The 17,964-nt window shown below is 40.8% G+C and carries 18 protein-coding genes and 1 riboswitch; of the genes, 11 read left to right on the top strand and 7 right to left on the bottom strand.

The features are described from left to right. Entirely contained in the window at positions 1-351 is a 351-nt protein-coding gene (locus tag DK924_RS13500; RefSeq protein WP_055012293.1) for a DUF5522 domain-containing protein, read from the bottom strand. Between the two features lie 43 nt (positions 352-394). Here DK924_RS13500 and DK924_RS13495 point away from each other — a divergent pair, with 43 nt between their 5' ends. Continuing rightward, entirely contained in the window at positions 395-721 is a 327-nt protein-coding gene (locus tag DK924_RS13495; RefSeq protein WP_008115457.1) for a hypothetical protein, read from the top strand. A 113-nt stretch (positions 722-834) separates the two neighbouring features. Here the strand turns inward: DK924_RS13495 and DK924_RS13490 are convergent, their stop codons facing one another. Beyond that, a complete protein-coding gene (locus DK924_RS13490) occupies positions 835-1,803 on the bottom strand; it encodes a class 1 fructose-bisphosphatase (protein WP_008115459.1) in 969 nt (322 codons plus the stop codon). A 154-nt stretch (positions 1,804-1,957) separates the two neighbouring features. Here DK924_RS13490 and DK924_RS13485 point away from each other — a divergent pair, with 154 nt between their 5' ends. Continuing rightward, positions 1,958-4,387, top strand: a complete 2,430-nt coding sequence (locus tag DK924_RS13485) for a zinc-dependent metalloprotease (protein WP_109875430.1) — start codon at positions 1,958-1,960, stop codon at positions 4,385-4,387. Positions 4,388-4,526: 139 nt separating this feature from the next. Then, positions 4,527-5,300: a YggN family protein gene (locus tag DK924_RS13480; protein WP_010390508.1), complete on the top strand. Its 774-nt coding sequence runs from the start codon at positions 4,527-4,529 to the stop codon at positions 5,298-5,300. Between the two features lie 103 nt (positions 5,301-5,403). Here the strand turns inward: DK924_RS13480 and rsuA are convergent, their stop codons facing one another. Then, positions 5,404-6,102, bottom strand: a complete 699-nt coding sequence (rsuA, locus tag DK924_RS13475) for a 16S rRNA pseudouridine(516) synthase RsuA (RefSeq protein ID WP_010390509.1) — start codon at positions 6,100-6,102, stop codon at positions 5,404-5,406. 58 nt (positions 6,103-6,160) lie between these two features. On the opposite strand from rsuA, the gene zapE reads away from it, so the two are divergent. After that, the gene (gene zapE, locus DK924_RS13470; protein WP_109875429.1) at positions 6,161-7,270 is read left to right on the top strand and encodes a cell division protein ZapE; all 1,110 of its coding nucleotides are present in this window, start codon (positions 6,161-6,163) and stop codon (positions 7,268-7,270) included. Positions 7,271-7,342: 72 nt separating this feature from the next. On the opposite strand, the gene galE is transcribed toward zapE, so the two are convergent. After that, positions 7,343-8,359: a UDP-glucose 4-epimerase GalE gene (galE, locus tag DK924_RS13465; protein WP_054202507.1), complete on the bottom strand. Its 1,017-nt coding sequence runs from the start codon at positions 8,357-8,359 to the stop codon at positions 7,343-7,345. A 251-nt stretch (positions 8,360-8,610) separates the two neighbouring features. On the opposite strand from galE, the gene DK924_RS13460 reads away from it, so the two are divergent. Continuing rightward, on the top strand, positions 8,611-9,099 hold the full coding sequence (locus tag DK924_RS13460) for a DUF3016 domain-containing protein (protein WP_010390512.1): 489 nt from the start codon (positions 8,611-8,613) through the stop codon (positions 9,097-9,099). 63 nt (positions 9,100-9,162) lie between these two features. Here the strand turns inward: DK924_RS13460 and DK924_RS13455 are convergent, their stop codons facing one another. Further along, positions 9,163-9,453, bottom strand: coding sequence for a hypothetical protein (locus DK924_RS13455; protein ID WP_010390514.1), 291 nt, complete (start codon positions 9,451-9,453; stop codon positions 9,163-9,165). A gap of 116 nt (positions 9,454-9,569) precedes the next feature. Between DK924_RS13455 and DK924_RS13450 the strand changes: the two genes are divergently transcribed. Further along, entirely contained in the window at positions 9,570-9,779 is a 210-nt protein-coding gene (locus tag DK924_RS13450) for a hypothetical protein (RefSeq protein WP_013463951.1), read from the top strand. Here DK924_RS13450 and epmB read toward each other — a convergent pair. Beyond that, the gene (epmB, locus tag DK924_RS13445) at positions 9,776-10,789 is read right to left on the bottom strand and encodes an EF-P beta-lysylation protein EpmB (protein WP_109875428.1); all 1,014 of its coding nucleotides are present in this window, start codon (positions 10,787-10,789) and stop codon (positions 9,776-9,778) included. The genes DK924_RS13450 and epmB overlap by 4 nt on opposite strands. Before the next feature lie 40 nt (positions 10,790-10,829). Between epmB and efp the strand changes: the two genes are divergently transcribed. Then, positions 10,830-11,396 carry an elongation factor P gene (gene efp, locus DK924_RS13440; protein ID WP_010390517.1) on the top strand — a complete coding sequence of 189 codons (567 nt, stop codon included), beginning with the start codon at positions 10,830-10,832 and terminating at the stop codon, positions 11,394-11,396. Positions 11,397-11,456: 60 nt separating this feature from the next. Continuing rightward, on the top strand, positions 11,457-12,431 hold the full coding sequence (gene epmA, locus DK924_RS13435) for an elongation factor P--(R)-beta-lysine ligase (RefSeq protein ID WP_109875427.1): 975 nt from the start codon (positions 11,457-11,459) through the stop codon (positions 12,429-12,431). A gap of 101 nt (positions 12,432-12,532) precedes the next feature. Here epmA and DK924_RS13430 read toward each other — a convergent pair whose 3' ends face one another. Continuing rightward, positions 12,533-14,632 carry a TonB-dependent receptor gene (locus DK924_RS13430; protein WP_109875426.1) on the bottom strand — a complete coding sequence of 700 codons (2,100 nt, stop codon included), beginning with the start codon at positions 14,630-14,632 and terminating at the stop codon, positions 12,533-12,535. 102 nt (positions 14,633-14,734) lie between these two features. Here DK924_RS13430 and DK924_RS13425 point away from each other — a divergent pair, with 102 nt between their 5' ends. The 3 genes from DK924_RS13425 (at position 14,735) to thiC (ending at position 17,945) form a co-directional block, all read left to right on the top strand. Further along, on the top strand, positions 14,735-15,133 hold the full coding sequence (locus DK924_RS13425) for a thioesterase family protein (protein WP_109875425.1): 399 nt from the start codon (positions 14,735-14,737) through the stop codon (positions 15,131-15,133). Positions 15,134-15,248: 115 nt separating this feature from the next. Then, positions 15,249-15,647 (top strand): META domain-containing protein, encoded by a 399-nt coding sequence (locus DK924_RS13420; protein WP_010390523.1) that lies wholly within the window; start codon positions 15,249-15,251, stop codon positions 15,645-15,647. Between the two features lie 98 nt (positions 15,648-15,745). Next, positions 15,746-15,852: riboswitch (TPP riboswitch) on the top strand. Between the two features lie 140 nt (positions 15,853-15,992). Next, complete coding sequence (gene thiC / locus DK924_RS13415) at positions 15,993-17,945, top strand: phosphomethylpyrimidine synthase ThiC (RefSeq protein WP_109875424.1); 1,953 nt, start codon at positions 15,993-15,995, stop codon at positions 17,943-17,945. Positions 17,946-17,964: the final 19 nt, after the last annotated feature.

The raw sequence follows: 17,964 nt of genomic DNA, 5'->3' as shown, positions 1-17,964 counted from the left end.
TTAACTATAGGGACAATTTTTACACCCGTTTTTGCAGCAAGTACCACGTTTTAAAAAGTACCACTTACTAAACACCATGTAATTATTCTGCATGGTGTAATCTAACCCTTCAATTAAATTATCATGGCTTCTAAATTGTTTAGCAAAAGCGATTTGAGCTTTTATTGGTTGAGTGTATATAGTCTCTAAATAGCTATTTATTTTAGCAAGAGTACATAAGCGGCATAAGCAGCTGGTTGCTGTATCATCGAGTGGTAAAATAGCAGGTAACTGATAACACCAACATGCGGTTATATCATTAACATTACAGTTAAGCGTTGTATTACATTGGCTGCAGTTTATCTGGGTCATTTTAGGTCTTATTAACAGTAGAGCAGCAAGAATAACAAACATTATGAATATACAAAAAGCATTGGCTGAATTTATTACATTTGGCGAGCAAAGAGATAGTGCCATTAGTGTGATTGTTTCAACCGCAGCAAGCAATAAAATCTACCTGTACACACTCACAAAGCCTGTACTAATTAATGTACTTACGCGTTGTTTCAATAAAGAAATTGATATAGACGATTTACAGCTGTGGGCAAATGTTATTGAGTCGCGAGATGACATAAATTGCGCTGAGCATGAAGGTGTTATTTACGCGCTAAGTAATAGCGAGCAAATGGGCGAGTTGACTCATCAAAAGCTCGCACAGTTGTTAAAGCTGTTACAACAGTAGCCGGTGGTTATCAGAAAGTATGAAAGGTTTTAAGCAACAGTTTTCAGATGTTAGTAACCACTACTGGGCTAATCTCTAGCTGACACCTGAAACCTAAAACCTGTTCTTAAAGTTTACTTATGATAGCTCAAGCAAGTTTCTACTTCGTCTTTAGAGCCTAAAATAACCGCAACTCGCTGATGGATAGCATCAGGCTGAATATCCATAATACGCTCAGTGCCTGTTGAAGCAATACCACCTGCTTGCTCTACTAGCATTGCCATTGGATTTGCTTCATACAGTAAACGCAGTTTATTAGGTTTATTAGGATCTTTAGTGTCAGTTGGGTAAGTAAATAAACCACCACGGCTAAGTACACGATGAACATCGCCAACCATTGCAGCAATCCAACGCATATTGAAGTTTTGAGCGCGAGGGCCTGTATCTCCGGCAAGTAAGTCATTAATGTAGTTTTGCATCGCTGGTTCCCAGTGGCGCTGGTTAGAGGCGTTAATTGCAAATTCATTAGTTTTAGCAGGAATAGCGGCAAAATCTTGAGTAAGTAAAAAGCTACCTTGGGTTTTATCTAAGGTAAACATGCGTGTACCTTTACCCGTTGTTAGCGCAAGCATAGTTGATGGGCCATACAGTACGTAACCTGCAGCCACTTGTTGATGCCCAGGTTGCATAAAAATCTTTTCATCAGCAGCATCTGAGCCCACAGGTGCTTTCATAATAGAAAAAATAGTACCTACAAGTGAGTTAATATCGGTATTTGACGAGCCATCAAGTGGATCAAATGCAACAATGTACTCGGCATCTGGGTTACCGGCAACAGTATAATCTTCTTCTTCAGAGGCAATCGCTTTAACTGTGCCTGACTCCAGCAATATATCTTTTAATAACTGATTAGACAGTACATCGAGTTTCTTTTGTGTTTCGCCTTGAATATTTTCATCGAGGGTTGAGCCTAATACGCCCGATAATTCACCTTGACCGACGCGAAATGAAATTTCTTTACATGCCGCTAAAATAGTACGAATTAACGACAAAAGTTCTCTTGAACAGCCATCTTCTAGTAATACTGGTGGGAGTCTACGCATTCTTTTTTCCTGATAACGTGTTAAAACTAATCATAATGTGAGAGAGATTAGTTTAGAGCGCTGAAATTCGTCTTAAATAACTGTATTGTATAAATAACCCCCTATAATGGGGTACCTACATCGCATTTAAAACGCTAATAACAAAGATAAGATTATGCAAAAAATATCACGATTAAGTTACATACTCTTTACTGTGCTGCTCTGTATGATAACTCAAGCGCACGCAGCAATTAAGTCTATTGACGAATTTACTGAAAAAATGAACCATTTCCCTGGTTATTTTTCTTTCTTTTACGATACCCAAAACGGCAATGTGTATTTAAAAGTTGATAAACTTGAGCAACAATTTTTACTACAGCATAGCTTGCCTTATGGCGTTGGCTCTAACGATATAGGTTTAGATAGAGGCCAATTAGGCGGTACCTATTTGGTACAGTTTGAGCGCTTTGGCAACAAGGTGATGTTACGTGCCGTAAATACTTACTACCGTGCAAACACGAGTAATATAGCAGAGCAGCAAAGCGTAAAAGAAGCGTTTGCATCCAGCATTTTGGCGGGTTTTAAAGTTGTCGCTCAAGATGACAATGCTGCATTAATAGATTACACCCCTTATTTACTGAGTGACGTACATGGCGTAAGCCGTAATTTAGCTGCGCGCAAGCAAGGGCAGTTTAGCCTTGATGAGTCACGCAGTGCGGTATTTATGAATCGCTCAAAAGCATTTTTGAAAAATACTGAACTTGAAGCCATTCTCACCTTTAAAGGGTCTAAACCAGGTAAATACGTTCGCCAAGTGAGTGCTGATCCTTACGCTTTGAGTGTGCACATGCACCATTCACTTATTCAATTGCCTGATGATAATTACACGCCACGAAAATTTAGCCCGCAATCGGGTTATTGGAGTGTGGAGCATAAAAATTATGCAGCAGGGCTCGATGAGTCTATGTACGTGCGTTACATTCCGCGTCATCGTTTAGCAAAAAAAGATCCAAGCCTAGCAGTTAGTGAGCCAGTAGAGCCTATTGTTTATTACTTAGATCCAGGGGTACCTGAACCAGTAAAAACGGCTTTATTAGATGGCGGGCAATGGTGGAATGACGCTTTTAATGCTGCAGGCTATAAAAATGCCTTTAAAGTTAAAGTGCTACCAAGTAATGCAGATCCTATGGATGTGCGCTACAACGTTATTCAATGGGTGCATCGTGCAACCCGAGGTTGGTCTTATGGCAGTTCAATTATAGACCCACGTACAGGTGAAATTATTAAAGGCCATGTGACACTAGGGTCGCTGCGAGTGCGTCAAGATCTCCTTATTGCTGAATCACTCGCTGCGCCTTATTTAAAAGGCAATGAAGTGGCAGGTACTTTACATGCAATGGCACTTGATCGTATTCGTCAACTCAGTGCTCATGAAATTGGTCATACACTAGGTATTGCGCACAACTTTGCTGCGTCAGTAAGTAATCGAGCTTCGGTGATGGATTATCCGCATCCGTTATTGAGCTTTGCAGATAATGGTCAGTTAGATGTATCTCAAGGTTATGCTAAAGGCATGGGCGCATGGGATACGCAAGTGATTAAATATGGCTACAGTGATTTTACCGGCCAAGATGAAAGCGAAGCACTCGCTGCTATTTTGCAGCAAAATAAAGCACAAGGTTTAGCGTTTATTTCTGACAGTGATGCCCGTGCCAAAGGTGGGGCTCACCCTACAGCGCATCTTTGGGATAATGGCAGTAATCCAAGTGAAGAATTACTTAGAGTACTTGATGTGCGAAAGCAGGCGCTAGGGCAGTTTGGTATTAACAATATAAAAACTGGGGTTGCACTGTCGCAGTTAGAAGAAAAGCTAGTGCCACTTTACTTATTCCACCGTTATCAAGTTGAAGCGGTTGCAAAGCTTATTGCGGGCGTTGATTATGACTATGAAATTCGCAGTGATGCACCCGTTAAAGGCGCCCAAGTTGTAGCTAAAGAGGCTCAGCAACAAGCCGTTAATGCTATTTTAGCCACCCTAAAAGCAACTAATTTAACGCTGCCAGAGTCGATACTGTCTTTGATTGTACCAAAGGCGTATGGCGAGTCTAAATCACGAGAAAGTATAGTGGGTCGTACCGGCTTAACTATGGATGCACTTGCATTACCTGAAGTGGCAGCGCAGCATAGCCTATCGCTATTACTTAATACTCAACGATTAAATCGATTAGCGCAGCAACAAGCACGAGATAACCGCTTTTATAGTCTAGATGAGCTACTTAAACAGTTAAACAAACAGGTGTTTAATGTATCAGCACCTGCCACCATGACAGGAAAAGTAACACAGCGAGTACAGTACTTAACGGCAAAAACCATGGCTGATCTTGTGGCTAACGACGGTTTAAGCCCTGAAGTGCAAGCGCAACTACATTTCTATTTAAGCAAGCTTGCTGATGAGTTTAATCAGCACTCTTTGCTAGGCCATCCTGAAGTGGGTGACAGTGCATTTAAAAATTATTTAGCGTCGCAAATTAATCAGTTTTTAACAACAGGGCAGTGGCCTGACAATTTTAAAGCCCTGCCAATACCACCAGGCTCACCTATTTAATAGTACAAGCCAGAGAATAAAGGCGCTGTGTAAACGTTACGTTTCATGGTGCCTTGTTTTTAGGCTGTTACTTTTGCTTGCATAAAGTTGGTTTTTTGTTAATCTAGCCACCCCCTATTTTAGTCTTTTTGAGGTGTTTATGGCGTTTTTATCTCGTTCGATATTGGCGTTATCAATGGCACTTTTAAGCTCCAATGCAATCGCACAAAAACAATGTGATGTTGAACTTCGTCATGGTTTAATTATTACCGATGATGTGATCCGTATTGTTGATAAAGGCCAAACCAGGGTGCAAATTAACAATAATAATCAATTGTTTATTCGAGGCTACTGGGTCGACTTAAGCACCGACGAAAGCAAAGTGCTAGAACAATTTAGCAATGGTATTCGTCAAACAGTTCCTGAGTTGGTTGATTTAGCAACCGATGGCGTTAACCTAGGACTCAGTGCTATTGAGCATGTTGTTGAGGGCATGTCAGATAAAGAACCCGAAGTGCTAAAAACGCAATTACAATATGTAGAACGCGCACTTATGGATAAGTTTAAACGTGGCGACGATTTCTTTTTTATAGCGCCTCAATCGCTTTCCCAAATTGATGATTTTTTTACTAAAGAAATTAGTCAAAAAATACACTCCGCAGTACATGGCTCTTTGGGTGCTATTTTAATGTCGCTTGGGGATGCGTTTAAATCTCGAGAAGGCAATATAGAAGACCGCATGAACGACATGGGGCAACGCATGGATATCATCACCAAAGAAATCGATAAGTCGTTACAGAAAAAAGCCCATCAATTAGAACTTAAAGCCTCTGAATATTGTGAATGTTTAAACTCTCTAGATATTACTGAGTCTCGGCTGCAAGCGATTGTACCTGGGATGACAGACTTTGATTTAGTGCAGATTAAATCGTAAGAACAGAGATTAGGCAAGATTATAGAAGGCAACGAGCATCGAGCCTATAACGGCAGGTGAACAGCCCGAACCTCGTGAACCATTTCCTAACACCTAAACAACCTCACAGTTTTATCTCTGCGGCAGTTAATGGGCGGTATTCACCTGCAGCCAAATCTTCACCTAACTTTATACCCGCAATTTGTTCACGATGTAGTTCAACTACTTTGTTATCTACCGCTGCTAGCATACGTTTTACTTGGTGATACTTCCCCTCAGAAATAGACAAGCGTAAACCATAATTCCCTAAGCGCTCAGCAATAGCAGGGCGAGTTAAATCTTTTTCATTGTGAAGCTGCACACCGTCGCGTAATTGCTGCAGTGCATCATCGGTAATCGGCTCTTGAGTTTCAACCAAGTAGGTTTTAAATTTATTCTTTTTAGGCGAGGTAATTTTGTGTGACCAGTCGCCATCATTAGTAATAAGCACTAGGCCTGTGGTGTCTATGTCTAAACGCCCGGCAATGTGAAAGTCGGCCATGTTTGGCTCATCAAGCAAATCAAATACGGTTTTGTGTAACTCATCTGAATTAGCGCATACATAACCTACCGGCTTATTGAGCATAAAGTAGCGTTTACCTAAAAACACTAATGGCTGATCATGAAATAACACGTCATCTTGCTGAGTAACTTGAAAGTCGAATGCCGTGATCACCTCGCCATTAACGCTAGCCGCTTGGCTTTTTATTGCTGCGCGGGCTTTTGAGCGTGGTAACTCTGCTAAATGGCTAATAAATTTATCTAAACGGCAAGGAAATTTCATGTTGTTCACATTTTTAGTCGGCTACAATGGCCGCGAGTATAGCGGATAGTGAAATACCATGACAGAGCCCAGTACAGAAATTTTAAGCCTGTACCATAGCAAGGTTTCATCAGGAGAGCTTGATTTCGATGCGGCGCAACACCAAGCCGTGAGTGCGTTACAGTCTTTAAGTGAGCAATTAAATCAGCCTGCAAGCTGGTGGCAAAAAGCACCTTCAATAAGGGGAATATATTTATATGGCCCGGTTGGTAGAGGTAAATCTATGTTGATGGACTTATTTTATGAAAACTTACCCACAGAGAAAAAGCAGCGCCTGCACTTTCATCATTTTATCGAAAAAGTTCATGCTCAATTGGCCAAGTTACAAGGGGATAAAAATCCGCTGCAAATAATTGCTAAACAGTGGGCCAAAAAGATAAAAGTGCTGTGCTTTGATGAGTTTTTTGTTAGTGATATTGGTGACGCCATGATCATGGCTCGGTTATTTAACGCTTTATTTGAACAAGGCGTGGTGCTAGTAGCAACCTCTAACGCAAAACCGGAGCAACTTTATTACAACGGTCTGCAACGCGCGCGATTTTTACCAACTATCGATTTAATAAATGAACATTGTCGTGTAATTAACGTAGCGGGGGAGGAAGACCACCGCTTCAGGTACGGCAGAAGTAGTCGTCATTATTTTATTAACTTGCCCGGTGTTGAATTTGAGGCTGGGTTTTTATCCGCACACCCTCAAGCAATGCGTAATAATACAATAACTGTGCATGGCCGAGTGCTTCCTTATTTATTAAAAACTGACGATGCTTTACTGATTGATTTTATGGCATTGTGCTCAGGCCCTCGTAGCGCCAATGACTATATGTTTTTAGCAGAACAGTTTTCGGTACTATACATCGCGAATGTGCCAATAATGGGAAAAGAGGCAACTGGTAAAGTTATTGTACATGGTATAGAAGATAGCTATCAGCGCGAAAAGCAGCAGTTAGATGAGCATACGCTCGATGATGAAGCTAGGCGTTTTATTGCCTTAGTCGATGAGTTTTATGATTGCCATAAATTACTGGTTATTAATGCACAGGCCGACATTAACGAGTTATACCAAGGTAAAAAATTAAGTTTTGAATATGCGCGAACCCAGTCACGGATTGTAGAAATGCAAAATTGGTAAGTACAACATTAAAACACCGCATTTAATTTAAATGCGGTGTTTTAATTTTAAGCTGATAACTTAAAGAAGCCTTTATGACTTATATCCATTTGGATTATTTGACTGCCAGCGCCAAGTATCTTGCATCATGACATCAATACCACGCTCGGCTTGCCAGCCTAGTTCACTAAGCGCTTTTTCTGGCGCAGCATAACAGGCTGCAATATCACCAGGGCGACGAGGTGACACCGCATAAGGGATAGCTTGGTCGCTAGCCTTAATAAACGCATTGACCATTTGTAATACTGAATAGCCGTTACCGGTACCAAGGTTATAAATAAGTGCGCCGGTTTCTGCGGCTATTTTATCAAGCGCTTTTAAATGCCCTAAGGCTAAATCTACAACGTGAATGTAATCGCGAACGCCAGTACCATCTACCGTGTCGTAATCATCGCCAAATATAGCGAGCTGCTTTAATTTACCAACCGCAACTTGTGAAATGAAAGGCAGTAAATTATTAGGAATGCCATTAGGATCTTCACCAATTAAACCTGACTCATGTGCACCAACAGGATTAAAGTAGCGCAAAATAGCAAACGCAAAGCGCTCATCTGATTTAGCGATATCTTGCAGCATCATTTCAACCATTAGTTTAGACGTACCATATGGGTTAGTTGTACCGCCAACGGGGAAGTCTTCGCGTATTGGTAAGCTTGCAGGGTCACCATAAACTGTTGCAGATGAGCTAAATACCAGTTTAAACACACCCGCGTCACGCATAGCATCAACTAGTGTTAATGTGCCTTGTACGTTATTTTGATAATACGCGATTGGTTTGGCTACCGACTCACCAACCGCTTTTAAACCTGCAAAATGAATTACACTATCAATGTTATGTTTTGCAAATACTGAGTCTAAAAAGGATTTATCTAAAATATCACCTTGATAAAAAGTAATTGCTTTACCGGTTATTTTTTTCACTCTCTCAAGTGACTCTTCAGAGGAGTTACTTAAGTTATCGATAACGATAACGTCGCTGCCTTGCTGTAAAAGTTCTAAAACGGTGTGTGAGCCAATATAGCCTGCGCCACCGGTTACTAAAATTGCCATGAATGCTCCTTGGAAACCTCTGTTCAATTACCCTAATTTCACCATAAATAATGAGTTTTTACATGTATTATTTTATTTGCTTTGTAATAGTATGATCGTAAACCGTACTTTCGATTACATTTTGTGCAATTTTAATAACACCTCAGCGTAAAGATTAAGTTATAGTTCATATGTAATTGCTAAAGTGATGTATAGCGATTTGTAAAATATTCAATTGATCACAATGATCAAAATACTCGTTGGAGAAACGTATGAACTTAGTTAAAAAAATAGCAATGTTGATGTGTATTGCACTACCGAGTGTTGTTTGCGCGGGTGAGGCTCAAGTGAAATGGCATGACTTTAATGATTATCGCGATGTACGCCCATCAAACCAAACTAAAGGCTCATACCATAAGCAAATAGCCAAAAGTATTGATGAACACTTTGCAAAGCTCAGCGAGCAACTTCCTAAAAACTACAGTTTAAAAATTGAAGTCACCGATTTAGATTTAGCCGGAGACGTACGCTATGGCGGTGTTAACGAAATCCGAGTGGTAAAACCTATTCACTTTCCACGCATTGAATTTAATTATGTGCTTAGTGATGAAAGTGGCGTTGTTGCACAAGAAGATAACGTAAGCTTAAAAGATATGGGTTTTATGGATAAAATTAAAATGGGTCGAGATGAAGCATTTTACTACGAAAAACGCTTATTAACAGAGTGGTTTGGTGAACAAATTTTACCGCGTATCAAGTAAGCTAAAGCTAATAATGCAAAGCATCTACTTTTGGTAGACGCTTTGCAAAGCAGTCGCTCATTTTTATTTAAAGGTCGCTAACAAGGTTAATAAGTTTTGTAGTTTAATAACTGCTTGTTTTAGCTTTTCCTCGTCTAAACCGTCGCTTGATAAGCTTTCTACATCAGCGGCAACGTCTAAAACGTACGGCTTAAAGCGTTTAGCTTCAAAGCTAAATCCAGCGTCCTCGGCAAATAAGGCTTTAAATTTTCCGTGGCCTTGCTGTTGTAACTCATCGAGTTTTTTATCAGCATCAAGCGCCTGACGGTAAACAATTTTTAAGTTGGCGTTGAGTTGTTCAATTATAGAATCCATGGTTTTCCTAAAGCTTAGTGCAATGTTGCCGATAAATACTTAAGTGGGTTGGTAAAGTAATTTACCAATTCAACGACTATAATACGTGTATTACATTTAAATGTCAGGTGTGAGTTATGAATATATCAGGTGGAAATCTACCTACAATCCCTGGTGCAGGCCAAGGCGCAGAGGTTTTAACTGCTGCTTTATCTAAAAAGCAACAGCAAGCTGATGGCGCCGCTGCACTTGCGCTTATTGAAGGTGCTACACAAACCTCAAGTGCACAAACACCGGCTAAGTCGGTTACTGCAACACTTGGGAATAATGTAAACGTTTATGTTTAAACCAATTTGAGGTCAATAGGGGTTTTACTTTTTTGGCCTCCTATTTCTCTTACTAGTTTAGGCACTAAAAATCCTGGCAGGGCCTCTAAAAGCTCTGCCATTATTTTTATGGCTTGTGCCTCATCTATATCAAAATGACTTGCGCCTTCTACTTTATCTAGTAAGTGTAAGTAATAAGGCAATACATTTGCATCAAACAACGCTTCACTTAAGTTTATTTGCGCATCAACTGTATCGTTCACGTCTTTTAAAATAACCGCCTGATTTAATAACAGTACATTGGCTTGTTTTAGCATTTTCATGGCGTTTTTAAAGTCACTATCTATTTCGTTAGCATGGTTAATATGATTCACGAATATAATTTTTAGTGGTGACTTTGCTAATCTTTCACATAATTGTTCAGTAATGCGTGCAGGGATCACAACAGGTAAGCGGCTGTGTATGCGCATCCGTTTTATTTGTGGTATTTGCTCAAGCTCATCTAAAAACCAACTAATAGCATCGTCTTTGGCCATTAGTGGATCGCCACCACTTAAAATCACTTCGTTAATATTTTTATCAGCTTGTATATAGCTCAATGCATCAATAAGGCTGCGTTTATTTAACTGGTTTTCTTGATAAGGAAAATGGCGTCTAAAGCAGTAGCGGCAATTTACCGCACAACCAGTTTTAAACATGACTAAAACACGTGATTTATATTTATGTAACAGACCTGGTTGATTGTTATCTTGCTCAAGTAGCGGATCTTTATTAAACCCCGACTTAGTTAAAAATTCTTGATGGCGAGGCATAACTTGCAGCAATAAAGGATCATTTGCATCGCCATGACGAATTTTTTTTATAAAAGGCAATGGCACACGAACAGGAAACAAGCTACGAGCTTTTATGTCGTTTTCATGGACTTGGCTCGATAAACCAACCATTTCTAACAACACTTTTGGGCAGGTAACTACATTTGCTAATTCTTTTTGCCAGTTTTTATGCAAATTTGCTTCATTTCTTTGTATCATTGGCACGTAGATTACTCGAAAAATATAAATAGAGGAAACGATGGCGAATTATAGCACCAACGAGTTCAAGGGCGGCCTAAAAATTATGATGGACGGCGAACCTTGCAGTATCTTAGAAAATGAAATGGTAAAACCGGGTAAAGGCCAAGCGTTTAACCGTGTTCGTATCCGTAAGCTTATCTCTGGCAAGGTACTTGAAAAAACCTTTAAATCGGGTGAATCGGTTGAAGGTGCTGATGTAATGGATACCGATTTAGCGTACCTATATACAGACGGTGAATTTTGGCATTTCATGAACAATGAAACATTTGAACAAATCGCTGCTGACGAAAAAGCACTGGGCGATGCTGGAAAATGGTTAGTTGAAAACGATGTATGTACTATTACATTATGGAACGGCAGCCCAATTGCTGTAACTCCACCAAACTTTGTTGAGCTTGAGATCACTGAAACTGATCCGGGCCTTAAAGGTGATACAGCGGGCACAGGTGGTAAACCAGCAACGCTTAGCACAGGTGCTGTAGTACGTGTTCCATTATTCGTACAAATTGGCGAAGTAATTAAAGTAGACACTCGTAATGGTGAATACGTGAGCCGTGTTAAGTAAGCAGTAACACGCCTTATTAATTAAATCCCGGCTTAAGCTGGGATTTTTTTTGGAGAAAATATGTCAGCAGATCTTTGGGCGCCGAGTGCCAGCATAGAAATACTTAAGCAACGCGCAGCAATTATGCGCAGCATTCGTGAATTCTTCTATGAGCGTAATGTAATGGAAGTCGAAACACCGAGTTTAAGTGCTGCCAGTGTAACCGATGTGCATTTAGCCAGCTTTAATACTACATTTGTGGGCCCAGGCCATGCTGGTGGACTACCCCTGTTTTTGCAAACATCTCCAGAGTTTGCGATGAAACGCTTGTTAGCGGCCGGCTCAGGCGCTATTTTTCAGCTTTGTAAGGCATTTAGAAATGAAGAAGCAGGGAGTCATCATAATCCTGAATTTACTATGCTTGAATGGTATCGGCCTGGGTTTGACGAATTTGCTTTAATGGACGAAATAGATGAGCTAATGCAGCTCATTCTTGAGGTTGCTCCTGCAGAGCGCGTTACCTACCAACAGGCATTTGAACGCGCGTTAGGAGTCGATCCATTAACTGTATCTATCACGCAGTTACAACAACTCGCATGCGAACATGGCTTTGCTGATATTGCTAAAAACGAGACTCATAAAGATACCTTGCTGCAATTATTATTTTGTATGAAAGTAGAGCCAACAATAGGACAAGATAAGCCATGTTTTGTGTATCACTTTCCGGCATCACAAGCGGCACTGGCACAAATTTGTAAACACGATGAGCGAGTAGCAGGGCGCTTTGAGTTGTATTATAAAAATATGGAGCTGGCTAACGGCTTTAATGAGCTCACTAATGCTAAAGAACAAGCAAAAAGGTTTAACGAAGACAACGTCTATCGTGCTGCTAACGGCTTAAAGCAAGTTCCTATGGATACGCGTTTAATTGCGGCATTGGAACATGGTTTAGAACAATGTGCGGGGGTTGCATTAGGGGTTGATAGACTCGTGATGCTAGCAACCAATAAACAAAAAATAAAAGAAGTGATTGCGTTTGATGTGGCCAGAGCTTAAAGCAGCTAATTGCTTTTAGCGGTCAGCTATCAGATAAAAAACACCGCGTTTGCATTAAACGCGGTGTTTTCTATTCTCGAACTGACAACTGGTTCGCTGTATTACAGATTAAGCGTAAACGTAACGCCGGCCACACGTGGCTCACCTAGTTGAATGTAAGTTTGACTTGTATAACCATCTAACGGGTTGTTACCAAATTCAAAACCGCGAGTTGGAACGGTTTCATCAAACACATTACGTGCCCATGCACGAACAGCCCAGTTTTCTGCTTCGTAGCCAAGGCTCGCATTTACTAAGTTTGTATTTGGAGCTTGTGCATTATGGCTGTCTGAGAAGTAATAATCATCTTTACCTTCAACACCTAACATAGCATATAGCTCATCAGTAACATTGTAGCGTGCACTAAATGCGTATTGATATTTAGGCGCTTGTGCTTGCTCGCGGCCATCTTGGTTTAAGCCCGATTTAGTGACAAAGTCGTTTATTTTCGTATCTAAATAGCCAGCACTACCGCTAATGAGTAAATTATCAGTAAGTAAGTAGCTGCCTTCAATTTCAAGACCGTAGTTGCTGCCAGAGCTGGCATTGGCGACATAACCGGTAAATTGTTGATCTGATACTTGCCACGACTTTAATTGAATATTATCGCGGTGCATATAAAACGCCGCTAAGCGCAGGGTAAACTTGTCATCTAGCGATGAACCTTTAACGCCAAACTCACCACTCCACAAGTATTCTGGATCAAAGCTGGTATGCTGTTTGAAAAAATCAGCATCTAAGCTTAAACCTTCATCTTTTGCTTTTGCTAGCGCTTCTGAATTAATACCACCAGCTTTGTAACCGCGGGTGATACTGGTGTAAATCATGGTACGGTCAATAACTTGGTATTCAAGTGCAATTTTACCACCGAGCATAATATCGTCAGTTTCTTCAATAAAACCGTTACTATCGGTGTAATCTCCTTGATATTGCTCAACTCGTAAACCAGTAATAAGCGTAGTTTTTGGGCCAATTGCTGTGGCTAATTGGCCATAAGCTGCAATGTTATTAGTTTCATAGGTTGAAGCAAACGGGTTGGCTAACCACGTATATTGACGCTCTAAATCCACATCACGGTTTTGATAGTAAATACCCGCAACCCAGTTACCTGCTTTACCAGTAAATTGCAGATCGAGCGCTTGATCATCACGATCGCGGCTATAAATATCTGTTGAACTATAACCATCAGGATGTAAACCGGCGGCACATAATTGCGGCTTATTAGTATCGTTACACACCCAGTCTTCATCAAAGCTATAAAAAAGTTCTGTATCAATGGCTGAAAGGTTTAAGTTGACATCAAAGGCATCAAAACCAGTGTAAGTATTATTCAGGCCAATAGCATAACTTTGTTGATTATCTTCGCCTGGTTGATCAGCAAGGCTGTTGCGAGAATTATCAAGAGTAAATGCATCGTAGCCGTTATTAATATCAATATAATGCAGGTTAAGTTCTGAATTTAAATGAGCTGTGAGTTGGCTGTTTAATTTAAAGCGTGCAACTTGCTCATCTTGATCTTGAGTGGGTTTATCTAAATAAAGGTTGTCTACGTAGCCGTCAGACTTTCTGCGAAAGTAGCTAACGCGGGCACTGGTGTCATCTGTTAAACCGGTACTAGCAGCAAGGCCTGCTTCGTGGCTGTTATAAGTGCCAGCGCCTAAATGTAATTTTAAGCTAGGATCGCTGGTTGCACTAGCTGATTGCATTTGGATCATGCCCGCCATGCCATCTGCACCAAAACGTGTACCTTGAGGACCGCGATAAATTTCTACTTGGTCAATATCAAACAATAATGAACTACCACCTAAGCCTGAATAATTAATACCGTCAATTACTAAGCCCACAGATGGATTTATCGGATCAACAAATTGCGAGCGTAAACCGACACCGCGAATTTGAATATAACGACCGCGAGACGCACCAGCAGCAAAATTTACATTGGCTGCACTGGCTAACATTTCGTCTAAATACGTTGCACCACGTTGATTCATTTCATTTTCAGAAAATAAGCTGGCACTGGCGCTTAATGTTTGAATGCTTTCTTGCTGAAAGTCACCGGTAACAATGATTTTCTCTAGTTCGGTGTCATCTGCGTTAGCATATATAGGTGCTGCGAGCAGGGGTAATAACGTGGCTGTAATTAAAGACAAACGTAAGTTCATTAGGTTACTTAACTCCATTTTAGGGACTTGTATGGTAGCAATTATTTCAACACTTGTGCTATAAACGCGGCAATTATACGTTAAATAATTGGGATTACTAATATGACCTTTAAAGTAGACTTTAAGGTACGCGACTACGAATGTGACTTACAAGGTATTGTGAATAACAGTGTTTATTTTAATTATCTTGAGCACGCTCGCCACGAGTTTTTATACGCACACGGCGTTGATTTTGCACAACTTGCGAAAGATAAAATTAACTTAGTGGTGATACGCAGTGAAATGGATTACAAACATTCCCTACTACCAGGGGATGAGTTTTATGTGGCGGTAGAGCCTGTGCGTATTAGTCGTCTTAAGTTTGCATTTAAACAAACGGTAGTGTGCAAACAAGATGAAAAAGTGATGCTCAATGCCTTAGTTATTGGTACATCGGTTAATGAGAAAGGTCGTCCATTTTTACCACCACAGATAGATAACTTATTCCACGCCGTTGCATAGTGCTAAATAGCGTAACTTTTAAACAAAAATTTACATTTAAAATATGCATTTTTAACGGATAAACCTGACAAATATTGATACTATTACATTAATTAGACAATAAGTTAGTAGTAACATGAAATTAGCAGCAATACCGATGCTCGTAATCGGTTTATGTGTTGGTTGCGCATCAACAGGGACAGTTACCACTGAGCAGCTAAAATATACACAATGGCAATTATCAAAGGTTGATGATTTGGCTATTCCCGCGTCCTTTAAAGCATCAATGAGTTTTATAGAAGCGCTACAAATAAACGGCTTTGCCGGATGTAATAAGTTTTTTGGTGAAGGCTCACTTGAAGACAGTAGCCTGAGCGTAAGCAAATTAGGTATGACACGTAAATCATGTGGCCCTGAACTGGATGAGTTTGAACAACAGTTTTTACAAGCTCTGCAGCAAGGTGCAGTGCTTAACATGCAAGACCAAACATTGGTAATGCAAGCTGAACAAAAATTTGTGTTTATCCCAAAATAATTTTTGAGTTTTGAAAAACAGCCCCTTGCAGGGAATTTTCAACTGACGTACACTCATCGCAGATTTGATCAAAACATTATCAAATCAACGAACAATTCAAATACTTGTCGGAGTGCCTAAGTTTTATTTAGGCTGAGATCGCGAAAGCGGGATCCGTGAACCTGATCAGGTTAATACCTGCGTAGGGAACAAGCTGCCTAACTAGGACGCTTGTGCGTCTTTTTTATGCGCACAAAAAAGCAACATCCGTTTTAGGCCGCAAAGTCGCATAAAGCTACTTTACGATCTTTCTCTATTCCTCAGCGGAATATCTGACAAGACAACCCTTTAGCAATGAGGTAAGTCATGTCAAATACAACAAATAAAGCCACCCGTCGCGAAACTCGTGCGGCCGCATCAGATTATATTTATAACCTTACAGGGCAACCATTCCCAAGTTCTCATAAAGTGTATGTTGAAGGCACGCAAGAAAATGTACGTGTGGGTATGCGTGAAATCACATTGAGCGATACTTTTATTGGTGGTGATGAACAAAACCCAGTGTATGAGTCAAATGCACCACTGCGTGTTTACGATACATCAGGCCCGTATACCGATCCTGAATTTAAATTGGATGTGCGCAAGGGACTTAATAAATACCGTGAACAATGGATTGAGAGCCGTAATGATACCGAAGTACTCGAGTCGGTAACCTCACAGTTTGCACAGCAGCGTATGGCTGATGATGGGCTAGATCATATTCGCTTTGAACACCTTCCAAAAATACGCCGTGCAAAAGCAGGTAAAAATGTCACCCAAATGCATTATGCCCGCCAAGGGATAGTCACCCCAGAAATGGAATATGTAGCGATACGTGAAAACATGGGGCGCGCGCAAATACGTGAAGAGTTATTAGCTGCGCAGCATAAAGGAGAGTCGTTTGGCGCGAGTATCCCTGAGTTTATTACTCCTGAATTTGTTCGCGATGAAATTGCTCGTGGACGCGCTATTTTGCCTAACAATATTAATCACCCAGAAACCGAGCCTATGATTGTTGGTCGTAACTTTTTAGTTAAAGTTAACGCCAATATAGGTAATTCATCAGTGGGCTCATCTATCGAAGAAGAAGTTGAAAAAATGGTGTGGTCAACCCGCTGGGGTGCTGACACCGTAATGGATTTATCAACAGGACGTTACATTCACGAAACCCGTGAATGGCTGGTGCGTAATTCGCCAGTCCCTATTGGTACTGTTCCAATTTACCAAGCACTTGAAAAAGTCAATGGCGTAGCAGAAGACCTAACCTGGGAAATATTTCGCGACACCCTGATTGAACAAGCAGAACAAGGCGTTGATTACTTTACCATTCATGCTGGTGTGCTATTGCGTTATGTGCCAATGACAGCAAAACGCGTAACCGGTATTGTGTCACGTGGTGGCTCAATTATGGCTAAATGGTGTTTAGCGCACCACAAAGAAAACTTCTTATACACTCACTTTGAAGATATTTGTGAAATTTTAAAACAATACGATGTGTGTTTTTCTCTCGGTGATGGCCTGCGCCCAGGTTCTATTGCGGATGCTAACGATGAAGCACAATTTAGTGAGCTGCGTACCTTAGGCGAACTGACAAAAATAGCCTGGAAACACGATGTACAAGTGTTCATAGAAGGCCCTGGACATGTGCCTATGCATATGATCAAAGCCAATATGGATGAGCAGCTTAAACATTGCGACGAAGCGCCATTTTATACCTTAGGCCCACTGACCACAGATATTGCCCCAGGGTATGATCATATAACCTCGGGTATTGGTGCAGCGCAGATTGCTTGGTATGGCTGTGCGATGTTGTGTTACGTAACACCTAAAGAGCATTTAGGTTTGCCAAATAAAGAAGACGTTAAAGAAGGCCTTATTACCTACAAAATTGCCGCTCATGCCGCCGATTTAGCGAAAGGTCACCCAGGTGCACAAGAGCGAGATAACGCGCTATCAAAAGCGCGCTTTGAATTTAGATGGCATGACCAGTTTAATATTGGTTTAGACCCTGTTCGCGCCCGTGAATATCATGATGAAACACTGCCGCAAGAATCAGGCAAAGTGGCGCATTTTTGTTCTATGTGTGGCCCTAAATTTTGTTCTATGAAAATAACCCAAGAAGTACGCGACTACGCCAAAGATCTAGAAGCGCACGGTATTGATCCTAATAACGTGGGTGATGCCATTGAAATCAAAATGGTTGATGTTGAGGCCGAGATGAAAGCCAAATCTGAAGAGTTTAAGCAAACAGGCTCAGAGATTTACCATAAAGCGCTGTAGCACAGCTTTCAGTTATTAG

It is taken from the genome of Pseudoalteromonas sp. meg-B1, from assembly GCF_003173795.1.
GTDB lineage: Bacteria > Pseudomonadota > Gammaproteobacteria > Enterobacterales > Alteromonadaceae > Pseudoalteromonas > Pseudoalteromonas undina.
The sequence above is the reverse complement of the archived record's forward strand: the minus strand, read 5'-3'. Positions and strand labels throughout refer to the sequence as shown.